Annotated in this window: 6 protein-coding genes, 3 tRNA genes, 1 pseudogene and 2 riboswitches; of the genes and pseudogenes, 6 read left to right on the top strand and 4 right to left on the bottom strand. The window is 69.4% G+C overall.

Going from position 1 to position 12010, the window contains the following annotated elements; genetic code table 11:
* Nucleotides 1-88: 88 nt before the first annotated feature.
* The gene (gene gcvP, locus NON22_RS13145) at nucleotides 89-2959 is read right to left on the bottom strand and encodes an aminomethyl-transferring glycine dehydrogenase (protein ID WP_257387392.1); all 2871 of its coding nucleotides are present in this window, start codon (nucleotides 2957-2959) and stop codon (nucleotides 89-91) included.
* 47 nt (nucleotides 2960-3006) lie between these two features.
* Nucleotides 3007-3087, bottom strand: a riboswitch (glycine riboswitch).
* A 1-nt stretch (nucleotide 3088) separates the two neighbouring features.
* Nucleotides 3089-3173, bottom strand: a riboswitch (glycine riboswitch).
* A gap of 504 nt (nucleotides 3174-3677) precedes the next feature.
* On the opposite strand from gcvP, the pseudogene NON22_RS25010 reads away from it, so the two are divergent.
* The 3 genes and pseudogenes from NON22_RS25010 to NON22_RS13135 all read left to right on the top strand — a co-directional run.
* Nucleotides 3678-3870 (top strand): annotated as a pseudogene (locus NON22_RS25010) (ATP-binding protein); the annotation flags it as partial.
* 14 nt (nucleotides 3871-3884) lie between these two features.
* Nucleotides 3885-4514, top strand: a complete 630-nt coding sequence (locus NON22_RS25005; protein ID WP_425507979.1) for an ATP-binding protein — start codon at nucleotides 3885-3887, stop codon at nucleotides 4512-4514.
* A 23-nt stretch (nucleotides 4515-4537) separates the two neighbouring features.
* The gene (locus tag NON22_RS13135; protein ID WP_257387390.1) at nucleotides 4538-5092 is read left to right on the top strand and encodes a response regulator; all 555 of its coding nucleotides are present in this window, start codon (nucleotides 4538-4540) and stop codon (nucleotides 5090-5092) included.
* Between the two features lie 21 nt (nucleotides 5093-5113).
* On the opposite strand, the gene NON22_RS13130 is transcribed toward NON22_RS13135, so the two are convergent.
* Nucleotides 5114-8920, bottom strand: coding sequence for an EAL domain-containing protein (locus NON22_RS13130; protein WP_257387389.1), 3807 nt, complete (start codon nucleotides 8918-8920; stop codon nucleotides 5114-5116).
* A gap of 57 nt (nucleotides 8921-8977) precedes the next feature.
* Nucleotides 8978-10750, bottom strand: coding sequence for a cation:proton antiporter (locus tag NON22_RS13125; protein ID WP_257387388.1), 1773 nt, complete (start codon nucleotides 10748-10750; stop codon nucleotides 8978-8980).
* A 131-nt stretch (nucleotides 10751-10881) separates the two neighbouring features.
* On the opposite strand from NON22_RS13125, the gene NON22_RS13120 reads away from it, so the two are divergent.
* From NON22_RS13120 to NON22_RS13110, 3 genes are all read left to right on the top strand, one after another.
* A tRNA-Ala gene (locus tag NON22_RS13120) sits at nucleotides 10882-10957 on the top strand.
* Between the two features lie 52 nt (nucleotides 10958-11009).
* Nucleotides 11010-11085 (top strand) — tRNA-Glu (locus tag NON22_RS13115).
* Nucleotides 11086-11168: 83 nt separating this feature from the next.
* A tRNA-Asp gene (locus NON22_RS13110) sits at nucleotides 11169-11245 on the top strand.
* A gap of 112 nt (nucleotides 11246-11357) precedes the next feature.
* Here the strand turns inward: NON22_RS13110 and NON22_RS13105 are convergent.
* Complete coding sequence (locus NON22_RS13105) at nucleotides 11358-11849, bottom strand: DUF1249 domain-containing protein (protein ID WP_257387387.1); 492 nt, start codon at nucleotides 11847-11849, stop codon at nucleotides 11358-11360.
* Nucleotides 11850-12010 lie beyond the last annotated feature (161 nt).

The raw sequence follows: 12010 nt of genomic DNA, 5'->3' as shown, positions 1-12010 counted from the left end.
CCCCACCCCCCCCCCCGGGCGGGGGGCCCCCCCCCGGGCGCCCCCGATTCTCTATTCCCGATTCCCCATTCCCGGAAACCGCCGACGCTCAGGCGTCGGCGGTTTCCTTGTACGCATCGACCGGTATGCAGGCACACATGATGTTCTTGTCGCCGTAGACGTTGTCGACGCGGGCGACCGGCGGCCAGTACTTCTGCTGCCTGAGCGTGGCCAGCGGGAAGGCGGCGAGCTCGCGCGGATAGGCATGGCGCCATTCGCTGCCGCAGACCATCGTCGCCGTATGCGGCGCGTGCTTGAGCGGGTTGTCCTCGCGGTCGAGCTTGCCGTCGGCGATCGCGCGGATTTCCTCGCGGATCTCGATCATCGCGTCGATGAAGCGGTCGAGCTCGTGCTGCGATTCGGATTCGGTCGGTTCGACCATCAGGGTGCCGGCCACCGGGAAGCTCAAGGTCGGCGCATGGAAGCCGAAGTCGATCAGGCGCTTGGCCACGTCCTCGGCGCTGACGCCGGTGGCGTCCTTGAGCGGGCGCAGGTCGAGGATGCATTCGTGCGCAACGAGGCCGTTGCGGCCGGTGTACAGGGTCTCGTAGTGCGGCGCGAGGCGCTTGGCGATGTAATTCGCGTTGAGCAGCGCGACCTGGGTGGCCTTGCGCAGGCCGCTGGCCCCCATCAGGGTGACGTACATCCAGCTGATCGGCAGGATCGAGGCCGAGCCGAAGTTCGCCGCGCTGACCATGCCGACCGGATTTTCGCCGCCGAGCGTGCCGGGCAAGAACGGCGCGAGATGCGCCTTGACCGCGCAGGGGCCGACGCCGGGACCGCCGCCGCCGTGCGGAATGCAGAAGGTCTTGTGCAGGTTCAGGTGCGACACGTCCGAGCCCCACTTGCCGGGCTTGGCCACGCCGACGAGCGCGTTCATGTTGGCGCCGTCGGTGTACACCTGGCCGCCGTGGGCGTGCACGATCTCGCAGATGCGCACGACGTCCTCCTCGAACACGCCGTGCGTCGAAGGATAGGTGATCATGATCGCGGCGAGGCGTTCGCTGTATTTCTCGGCGGCGCGGCGGATGTCCTCGACGTCGACGTTGCCGTTCGCGTCGCACTTGGTCACGACGACCTGCATGCCGCACATCTGCGCCGAGGCCGGGTTCGTGCCGTGGGCCGATTCGGGAATCAGGCAGACGTCGCGGTGCGCGTCGCCGCGCGAGCGGTGATAGGCGCGGATCGCGAGCAGGCCGGCGTATTCGCCCTGGGCGCCGGAGTTCGGCTGCAGGCTGACGGCGTCGTAACCGGTGCATTCGACGAGCATCTGCTCGAGGCCGTCGATGAGCTCCTTGTAGCCGCGGATCTGCGCCGCCGGCGCGAGTGGATGGATGTTCGCGAATTCGGGCCAGGTGACCGGAATCATCTCGGCCGTCGCGTTGAGCTTCATCGTGCAGCTGCCGAGCGGGATCATCGTGCGATCCATCGCCAGATCCTTGTCGGCCAGCGCGCGCATGTAGCGCAGCAGCTCGTGCTCGCTGTGGTGAGTGTTGAACACCGGGTGCTGCAGGAACGGCGTCGTGCGGCGCAGGCCGGCCGGCAGCGCGTCGGGCGTCGCCGCGTCGAGCGCGTCGAGATCGCCGGGGTCGGCGCCGAACAGCGCGGCCAGCGCGACGAGGTCTTCGCGCGTGACGGTCTCGTCGAGGCTGATGCCGAGGCTGCCTGCGTCGATGCGGCGCAGGTTGATCCGCGCGGCTTCCGCCTTGGCGTGGATGGCCTCGGCGTCGACGCCGACCACGTGCAGGGTGTCGAAGAAGTCCGGGCCGACCGTGATGCCGGCCTTGCGCAGCGCCGCGGCCAGCATCGCGCTGCAGCGGTGCACGCGCGCGGCGATGCGGCGCAGGCCGTCGGGGCCGTGGTAGACCGCGTACATGCTGGCCATGACGGCCAGCAGCACCTGCGCCGTGCAGATGTTCGAGGTGGCCTTCTCGCGGCGGATGTGCTGCTCGCGCGTCTGCAGGGTCAGGCGATAGGCCGGCTTGCCTTCGGCGTCGACCGAGACGCCGATCAGGCGGCCCGGCATCGAGCGCTTGTAGGCGTCGCGGCAGGCCATGAAGGCCGCATGCGGACCGCCGAAGCCGAACGGCACGCCGAAGCGCTGGCTGTTGCCGACGACGATGTCGGCGCCCCACTCGCCCGGCGCGGCGATCAGGGTCAGCGCGAGCAGGTCGCTCGCGACCGCGACGAGGCCGCCACGCGCATGCACGGCGTCGGCCAGTGCGGCGTAGTCGCTGATCTGGCCGTAGGTGTTCGGGTACTGCAGCAGCACGCCGAACGCGTCGACGCCGGCGGCCTCGCTGTCGTCGCCGATCTGCAGCACGATGCCGAGCGGTTCGGCGCGCGTCTTCAGCAGCTCGAGGGTCTGCGGGTGCACCCCGCGCGAGACGAAGAAGATGTCGGACTTGGACTTGGACGAGCGCTTGGCCAGGGTCATGGCTTCGGCCGCGGCCGTGCCTTCGTCGAGCAGCGAGGCGTTCGCGATCTCCATGCCGGTCAGATCGGCGCAGAGGGTCTGGAAGTTGATCAGGGCCTCCATGCGGCCCTGGGAGATCTCGGCCTGGTACGGCGTGTAGGCCGTGTACCAGGCCGGGTTCTCGAGGATGTTGCGCAGGATGACATTCGGCGTATGGGTGCCGTAGTAGCCCTGGCCGATGAAGCTGCGGAACACCTGGTTGCGTCCGGCGATCGCGCGGATCTTGGCCAGCGCCTCGACCTCGGTCAGCGGGCTCGGCAGGGCCAGCGGCGCGGCCGACTTGATCGAGGCCGGCACGATGGCGTCGGTCAGCGCCTCCAGCGAGGGCTGGCCGACGACGCCGAGCATGTGCGCGATTTCGGCGTCGTTCGGGCCGATGTGGCGTTCGATGAACGCATCGTGGTGCTCGAGCTGGCGCAAGGAGGGACGGGTGTTCTGGCTCATGGTATGGGGACGTCCGAAGACGACGTGCAGGCCGCACGTCGGGGCGCCCCTCTGTCCTTTTGCCTGAGAGTTTCGAAGCCTGCGCTTCTTGCCCCTTCGGCGCCGGCGCTGCCGGTCTCTCCAGAGTGTTCGCGCGCGGTGGTATGGGAGCCTGAGCGATTACGGGCGTTGCGCCTTCGGCAGCGGCCTGGGCCGCTTCTCCCACCGGGTGCGTAGATGCCGAGTATAGCCGTCCGCTCGCACTGGACGCGACTGTCGCGACCGCCTGGGGACTGGCCCGGGCGCCCCTGCCGGCCCCCGGACGGTTACGTCCGGCCGCCGCGGCCGCGAGGCATTCCTCGCGGCGTGGCCGCCATGCATTTCCTTTTTCGCACAAATGGCGAAAAATCCACGCGACGCCGCCAGCCGGAGCCAGGGTCCGAATCGCGTCATGCAACCATCCACCGAATCCCACCTGCACGACGCCCTGAACGCGATCAGCGAACCGCTGGTGCTGCTGCGGGGCGACGACCTCGCCCATGCCAATCCCGCCGCGCTGCGCCTGGCCGAGAACCTGGCCGGCGCCCAGGGCGACCCCGAGCGCCGGCTGCGCGAGCTCGTCGCGCATGCGCGTTCCGACGCGGCCTCGCGCTCGGTCGTGCTGCCGCTGGCCGGCGACGGCGCGCTGGCGCTGCTGCTCGACTACGAGCCGGCCGCCGACGCCGGGGCCGGCGACCAGGAGCTCGAGCTCGCTCTGGCCCGGCTCGACACCGTACAGGAACAGCTCGTGCAGTCGGAGAAGATGGCCTCGCTCGGCCAGCTCGCCGCCGGCATTGCGCACGAGATCAACAACCCGATCGGCTATGTCCATTCCAACCTGGGCACCCTGCAGGAGTACCTCAACAACCTGTTCGGCCTGATCGAGTGCTATGACGCCGTGCTTGCGATGAACGGCCCCATCACGGCCGAGCGCCGCGCCGAGGTCGCCGACCGCAAGCGCGCGATCGACTTCTCGTTCCTCGTGCAGGACCTGCCGCCGCTGCTGGCCGAATCGCGCGAAGGCATCGACCGCGTGCGCCGCATCGTGCAGGACCTGCGCGACTTCTCGCGCGTGGACCGGCTGGAGACCTGGTCGCTGTACGACCTGCACCGCGGCCTCGACAGCACTCTCGGCATCGTCTGGAACGAGCTCAAGTACAAGGCCGAGGTGCGCAAGGAATACGGCAGCCTGCCGCTCGTCGAATGCCTGCCGTCGCAGATCAACCAGGTCTTCGTGAACATCCTCGTCAACGCGGCCCAGGCCATCGAACAGCGCGGCGAGATCGTCGTGCGCACGGGCACCGAGGACGGCAAGGTCTGGATCGAGATCGCCGACAACGGCGGCGGCATCGCGCCGGACAATCTCAAGCGCATCTTCGATCCGTTCTTCACGACCAAGCCGGTCGGCAAGGGCACCGGCCTCGGGCTGTCGATCTCCTACGGCATCGTACGCAAGCACCACGGAGAGATCACGGTCGACAGCCAGCCCGGCCACGGCACGACGTTCCGCATCACCCTGCCGCAGCGGCAGACCTGAGCCCGCCCCCCGAGGAGATCCGCATGTATCGCGTTCTGATCGTCGACGACGAGCCCAACATCCTGACTGCGCTGCGGCGCAACCTGGCCACCATCCCGACCAGCCTGCTCGACGGCGAGCGTCTGGAGCTGTACCCGGCCAACGCGCCCGAGGACGCGCTGCAACTCGCGACCGAGGAGAACTTCGACCTGGTCATCTCCGACCTGCGCATGCCCGGCATGAGCGGCGTCGACCTGCTCGCCCAGATCGGCGACCGCCAGCCCAACGTCGCCCGGATCCTGATGAGCGGCTACGCCGACCTCGAGGCGATCGTCAGCGCGATCAACCAGGCACGCATCTTCCGCTTCATTCCCAAGCCCTGGGACGACAACGATCTGCGCATGGCCGTCGTGCAGGCGCTGCACTACCGCGCCGTCATCCTCGAGAACCAGCGCCTGGCCGACCTCGTGCGCGCGCAGCGCGGCCAGCTCGAACGCCACGAGGCCGAGCTGAGCCGGCTCGAACGCGAGCACCCAGGCATCACGCAGATCGTGCGCGACGAGACCGGCGCGATCTACATCGACGAGGACGATCTGTGACGCCGCGCGCGGGCGCCGTCGTCAGCCCTGCCGCGACGCGGCGATGCGGAACGCCTCGCGCACCATGCGGCGCAGCTCCTCGTCGTCCCAGGGCTTGGCGACGTAGCGGTAGACCGCGCCGCGGTTGATCGCCTCGGTCAGCGAGGCGAAATCGCTGTAGCCGCTGAGAATCAGGCGCACCGTGTCGGGGTACAGATCCTTGACCCGCCCCAGGAACTCCGTGCCGTTGATGTCGGGCATGCGCTGGTCCGAAATGATGACCTGCACCGGCTGCGCAGCCAGGATCTCGAAAGCCTGCCGCGCGCTCGTCGCGGTCTCGATGGTGTAGCCGTCGCGGCGCAGCAGGCGCACGAGCGCACGCAGCACGTTCTCCTCGTCGTCGAGCAGCAGCAGGGTCTCCCCGCTGCCGGCGCTGGCCTCGGTCTCGTCGCTGTCCTGGCGCAGATAGCGCCGGCGCAGCACCTCGAACGCCTGCGCCTCGGGCACCGGAACGCAGAAATAGTTGCCCTGGAACTGGTCGCATTCGCTGCGCCGCAGGAACGCGGCCTGGCCGATGGTCTCCACGCCCTCGGCGCTGACCGTCATGCCGAGCTGGTGGCCCAGCGCGATGACCGCGCGGCAGATGCCGGCCGAACCGGGGTCGGTGATGATGTCGCGCACGAAGGACTGGTCGATCTTGAGCTTGTCGATCGGGAAGCGGCGCAGGTAGTTCAGGCTCGAATAGCCCGAACCGAAATCGTCGAGCGACAGGCTCACGCCGAGCGCCTTGAGCGAGCGCATCGCGACGATGACGCGCTCGACGTGGGCCATGACCATGGACTCGGTCAGCTCCAGCTCGAGATAGCGCGGCGGCAGCCGCGACACGTCCAGCGCGCGCTGCACGCGCTCGAGGAAATCCGGCCGCTGCAGCTGCAGCGCCGACACGTTGATCGCGACCGTGAAGTCGGCCAGGCCGCTGTCCAGCCATTCGCGCGCCTTGCGGCAGGCGGATTCGAGCACCCACTGGCCGAGCTCGACGATCATGCCGAGCTCTTCGGCGACGCGGATGAAGCGGCCCGGCGGCAGCAGGCCGTGCTGCGGGCTGTTCCAGCGCACCAGCGCCTCGACGCCGCGCACCTGCCAGTCGTGGGCGCCGATCTGCGGCTGGAAATGCAGCACGAGCTCGTCGTTGGCGATGGCGTCGCGCAGGCCGGCGCCGAGTTCGCGCCGGTCCTTGAGCGCCTGCGACTGCTCGTTGGAGAACGAGGCCACGGCGTTGCGGCCTTCGTCCTTGGCCTTGGTCATGGCCGCCTCGGCCTGCTGCATGAGCTCGCGCGCCGTCGCGCCGTTCTCCGGGAAACAGCTGACGCCGACGCTGCAGGTCAGCAGCACCTGCTGCTCACCGAGCGCGATCGGCCGCTCGATCAGCAGGCGCAGCGACTCGCCGAGCTCCTGCTGGTCGGGTCCGTCGCCGTCGTCGGTCTGCACGATCAGGAACTCGTCGCTGGCCACGCGCGCCACCTGGCCGCGCTCGCCGACCGCCTCGATCAGGCGCCGCGCGACCGCGTGCAGCACCTGATCGCCGGTCGCATGGCCGCGCACCTCGTTGACCAGATGGAAGCGGTCCAGGTCCAGGTACGACACCGTGACGCGGCCGCCACGCAGCGCCGCGGCCGCGAGCGACGACGCCAGGAACGCCTCGGCCAGTTCCATGCGCGGCAGGCCCGTGACCGGGTCGTGGCTCGCGAAATGAGCCAGCTCGAGCTCGTAGCGGCGCCGTTCGGTGATGTCGCGCGCGACCGCAAAGATGCGCTGGTCCGGCGTCAGCGACGCGGTCCACTCCAGCCAGTGCTCGCCGCCCTCGGCGTCGACCCAGCGGTTCACGAACGCATCGATGCGGCCCTGGACGAGGATCTGCGCCGTGACCGCCGCGGTCGTTGCGAGATCGTCCGGATGGACGTGGTCGCGCCAGTTGCTCGCGCGCAGTTCCTCGGCGCCGCACTTGAGCAGCCGCGTCGTCGCCGCGTTGAACTGCGACAGGCGCCCCTCGGCGTCGACGATGACGAACAGCTCCAGCGACAGCGCGAAGAAGCGGTCGCGCTCCTCGCGCGCCTGCTCGGCCAGCAGGCGTTCGCTGATGTCGCGGAACACGACGACCGCACCGCTCGCGGCGCCGTCCAGGTGCAGCGGCGAGGCGACGAAATCGACCGGCACGCGGCGGCCGTCGCGGGCGACGAACTCCGCCGGCGCGGCGATGCGGCTGCCCTGCCCCATCGCCTGGGCGGCCGGCCCGATCGCATCGTCGACGAAGCGGCGTTCGGCCGCGCCGTGGGCGAGGTCCTCGGGCCGCCAGCCGAGGATCTCGCTCGCGGCCGGATTCATGAACGTCAGCCGGCCGCCGCGGTCGATCGCGTAGAGGCCCTCGCCGACGCTGGCCGCCATCGTGCGCACGAACGCGAGCTGGTGCGCGATGCCGCGCTCGGCCTCGCGCAGCTCGCGATGCAGCCAGACGCGCTGCACGTTGCTGACGCCGAGCCGGGCGAACTGCAGCTGCAGCACTTCGTCGTCGTCGTCGAACACGTCCTGTTCGAGCGCGAACCACTCCAGAGAACCGATCAGGCGTCCGTCGTCGGCGCGCAGGCTCATGCCGAGCCAGTCGCCGTCGGCGGCCGCGTCGGCCGGGTGCCAGCGGCTGTGCTGCGGTTCCGGATGCGCGAGCGCGCGGGCGCGCAGCGCGATCGGCAGCGCGCGCCCGAGATCGGCCAGCTCGGGCGGCGCCAGCACGAGCAGATTGTCGTGGCCGGCGATCGTGTCGGCGCTCGAGGGCAGGCTCAGGCGGACGAGGTCGACGCCGGCCAGGCGTCCCATCGAGCGGGCCAGTTGCAGCGCGAGGCCCTGCACACTGTCGATCGCGGCGCTGTCGACGGCGACGGCGTTGAGATCGAGCAGCTGGTCGCGGCGCAGCAGCGACTTCTCGTAGGTGCGGCGCAGCGCGCGTTCGGCCGCGCGCAGGCGCGTGATGTCGCGCGCGATCACGAACAGGCCGCTCGCGCGGAGATGGTCGCGCAACGGAACGAGAATCAGCTCGAGCTCGTGCGGCCGCGTGCCGGGCCGCGGCGCGGTCGCCTCCATCGACTGGGCATGGCCGCGCAGCACCGACGGCAGGCGCAGGGCCAGCGCGGCCTGGGTCGATTCGTCGAACAGCGCGGAAAACGCGGCGCCGCCGGGCGCGCCGACCTCGGCGCCGAACAGTTGCAGCGCCGTCGCATTGGCGCTGCGCACGCGGCCGTCGGCATCGACGTGCAGCACGGCATCGGGATGGTTGTCGAGCAGCGAACGGTAGAGCTCGCGTCCCTGCTCCAGCCGCGCGAACGCCGCGTCGCGCTGGAACACCAGCTCGGCGATCGTCGCGCCGACGCGGGTCAGCGGCCGCGCGGCCGCGTCGACGCCGGCCGGCGCGTCGGGCGAGATCAGCAGCCGGCCGAACCGCCGGCCGCCGACGTCATGCAGCGGCTCGACCCAGAAACCGCGTTCGCCGGCCGCAGGCGCTTCGGCGCGAACGACGGCGCCGCCCGCCTCCAGCGCGAACCAGCCTTCGTGCTCCTGGTCGGCGACGTCGAGCACCGCGGCCAGGTCGCCGGCCGCCGGGCCCCGGCCTATCCAGCGGAACGGACGGCCTTCGAGCTCGACGGCCAGTGCGAGCGTCGTGCCTGGAAATTCCAGCTGGAGCAGCGCTTCGATTTCGGCGAGGACCCGCTTGCGCGGAACGCCCTGGGCGAGCAGGCGCAGCACTTCGCTCTGCCGGCGCAGCCACTGTGCTCCCCGTTGCAGACGCATCGAACCACCCATGCGTGAATCGCCCCCGGCCGGTCTGCAGCAACGCGCGACGCCGAGAAATATACACGTTCACGGCGGCGTGTCGTGCCCCTCTCCGGGCGACGGCTGCATGACCTCGCGCAAGGTCGCCTGCAGCCGCGCGTGCACCTGGATGAACGCGCGCCAGAGGAAAGCGGCGAGCGCGGCGGCGACGGTCAGCAGCAGGATCAGCACGCCGAGCGACGGCAGTATCGCCGAGCCCAGCGCCATGACGAGCACAGCCAGCATCACGAGCACGGCCAGCGGAATCATCTTGCCGAGCACGCGGCGCAACGCATAGGTGCGCGCGCCGGCCACGCCTTCGCGGATGCCGAGCTCGGCCAGCACCATGCCGAGCGCATCGGCCTTGCGGTAGGCGGCGATCAGCATCGGCATGGACAGGAACAGCGCAAGCGACCAGAGCAGGCTGCGGCGCAGCGTCTCGCCGGCCGTCCACTGCGGCAGCCACTCGAGCATGCGCGGCTTGAGCCAGGCCGCGCCGAGGAACACCGCGACGACGAGGGCCATGTTGACGACGATGTGCAGCACCAGGCGGCGCAGCATCTGCGCGATCAGCGCATTGTCCTGCTCGGGCCGCAGACCGGCTATCCAGTGCTGGTAAGCGATCATCAGCGCGCGCACCTTGCGCGGCAGCAGAGCGTCGGCGCGATCGGCCAGCGCGTCGGAGCGGCGCATCAGGAACGGCGTGACGAAGGCCGCGAGCACCGACGCGCCGACCGCGATCGGGTACAGGAAATCGCTGGTCACGCCGTTGGCCAGGCCGACGCCGGCGATCACGAACGAGAACTCGCCGATCTGCGCCAGGCCGAGCCCGGCGCGCAGCGCGGTGCGCCCGTCGTTGCCGGCGATGACGCCGCCGAAGGTCACGGCCAAGGTCTTGCCGACGACGACGACGGCGGCGACCAGCAGCACCGGCACCGCATGGCGGATCAGCAGGTCGGGCTGGATCAGCATGCCGATCGCGACGAAGAACAAGGCGCCGAACATGTCGCGCACGGGTTCGATCAGATGTTCGACGCGGCGTACGGCGTTGGCCTCGGCGACGATCGCGCCCGCGACGAAGCCGCCGAGCGCGACGCTGAAGCCGGCCGCCGCGGCCAGCAGCGCGGCGCCGAAGCAGATGCCGAGCGAGGTGACCAGCAGCATTTCGCCGCGCCCGGTCGCCGCGACGTGGTCGATGAGCCGCGGCAGCAGCAGCAGGCCGAGGATCAACGCGACGACGATGAACAGACACAGCCGGCCCAGGGTGGCGAGCGCGTGGCCCGGCTCGACCGCTCCGGTGATCGCGATGCCCGACAGCAGTGCGATCAGCACGATCGCGACCACGTCCTCGATGACGAGGATGCCGAACACCAGCCGCGCGAAGCGTTCCTGCTTCTGGCCGGCCTCGTGGATCGTGCGCAGCACGAGCATGGTCGAGGAGATCGCCATCATCGCGCCGAGGAACAGCGCGTCCATCGTGCGCCAGCCGAACCAGCGGCCGAGCTCGTAGCCGGCCCAGAGCATCAGCATGACTTCGACGCCGGTCGCGACCAGCGCCGCGACGCCGACCTCGCGCAGCCGGCGCAGGCTGAATTCCAGGCCGAGCGAAAACATCAGCAGCACGACGCCGAGGTCGGCGAAGCTGCGAATGGTTTCCTCGTTCGTGATCAGCGCGAACGGCGGCGTGTGCGGACCGATCAGCAGGCCCGCGAGGATGTAGCCGAGCACCACGGGCTGGCGCAGGCGATGGAACACCAGGGTCGTGCAGCCGGCGACGACCATGATGACGGCGAGGTCCTTCAGAAATTCGATTCCGTGCATGCGCCCGTCTTACCGCGCCGCCCCTGCCATCGGCAACCGACGAACGCCGACGGCGGCGGCTGCAAAAAAAAATTCATCGGAGGGGTTGACGCTGAAGGGCTCGCTCCCTAAGATTCCGCTCCTCTCGACGGGGGGCTATAGCTCAGCTGGGAGAGCGCTACAATGGCATTGTAGAGGTCGTCGGTTCGATCCCGACTAGCTCCACCACCGTCGAATGCAAGTGCGGCATCCGCTTCAACCAACGAGTTTCAAAGGTTACGTCCCCATCGTCTAGAGGCCTAGGACATTACCCTTTCACGGTAGCGACCGGGGTTCGAATCCCCGTGGGGACGCCAATCAAAAAATGGAACGCAGGACGTGTTCCGCTCCGAAGTGAAAGTTGGAGCAAAAGCAACAAAAGGAAATGTTGTGAGTCAATGGAGTGGTAGTTCAGTCGGTTAGAATATCGGCCTGTCACGCCGAGGGTCGCGGGTTCGAGTCCCGTCCACTCCGCCAGTAAATCGAGAAACCCGCCTTACGGCGGGTTTTTTGTTGCCTGCGTTCCGGACCCGTTCGCGCGCTGCGGATTCTCTTTCGCCCGGCGGCGCGAAGCGGCCTTACGCCGGTTTCAGCCCTGCCGCCGCAGCGGCGCCAGCGCGTCGGGCGGCAGCGGCCGCAAGGTGCCGACGGAATGTCCCTGCTCGCCGAGGTATTCGAGCCAGCGCGTCAGGAAGGCGTTCATGCGCAGGCGATGCTGGAACACGGTCTGCGCCGGCGGATACGGCCCGAGCACGTCGATCAGATGACGACCCGGATGGCAGTGCGTCGCCTCGGCCAGATGCGCGTCCTGATACAGCCGCAGCCAGGCCGACGGAGCGAGCTCGCCGCCGCTTTCGCGCAGGACGTAGTTCAGGCGCAGTTCGATCGTGTAGCGGTGCTGCTCGATCAGGTCCAGACGCACGTCGAGGCCGTCGTCGATCGAGGAAAGATAACTGCCGGGCGCCAGTCGCTGCGGGGCGAACAGGCGCACCAGGCGCTCGTGGTTTTCGGCATAGAGTCCCATCAGGTACGCGAAGCGCCCCTGGAACAGTTTCAACGGCTTGTCGGCGACCATGCTCATGCGGCCGATCATAGCAGCGGCCCGTGACACGGCCAGACTGCCGCGCGGACGCGGCGGATGCTAGGATGGAGTCTCCTCGCCGGCTCTGCCGGCGTTTTTTTTTGCGCCGCAGCCGGCAGGGCCGCGCGGCACCGCGGCCCGCCGCCCGGCCCTGCGCCGCG

Origin of the sequence: Tahibacter caeni, assembly GCF_024609805.1 — a bacterium.
Taxonomy (GTDB): Bacteria; Pseudomonadota; Gammaproteobacteria; order Xanthomonadales; family Rhodanobacteraceae; genus Tahibacter; species Tahibacter caeni.
This window is presented reverse-complemented; position numbering and strand designations above follow the sequence as displayed.

What these genes read in the sequence shown, in the direction of transcription:
- gcvP (WP_257387392.1), bottom strand. Translation starts at nt 2,959, where the DNA reads ATGAGCCAGAACACCCGTCCCTCCTTGCGCCAGCTCGAGCACCACGAT.
- NON22_RS25005 (WP_425507979.1), top strand. Translation starts at nt 3,885, where the DNA reads ATGAACGGCCCCATCACGGCCGAGCGCCGCGCCGAGGTCGCCGACCGC.
- NON22_RS13135 (WP_257387390.1), top strand. Translation starts at nt 4,538, where the DNA reads ATGTATCGCGTTCTGATCGTCGACGACGAGCCCAACATCCTGACTGCG.
- NON22_RS13130 (WP_257387389.1), bottom strand. Translation starts at nt 8,920, where the DNA reads ATGGGTGGTTCGATGCGTCTGCAACGGGGAGCACAGTGGCTGCGCCGG.
- NON22_RS13125 (WP_257387388.1), bottom strand. Translation starts at nt 10,750, where the DNA reads ATGCACGGAATCGAATTTCTGAAGGACCTCGCCGTCATCATGGTCGTC.
- NON22_RS13105 (WP_257387387.1), bottom strand. Translation starts at nt 11,849, where the DNA reads ATGAGCATGGTCGCCGACAAGCCGTTGAAACTGTTCCAGGGGCGCTTC.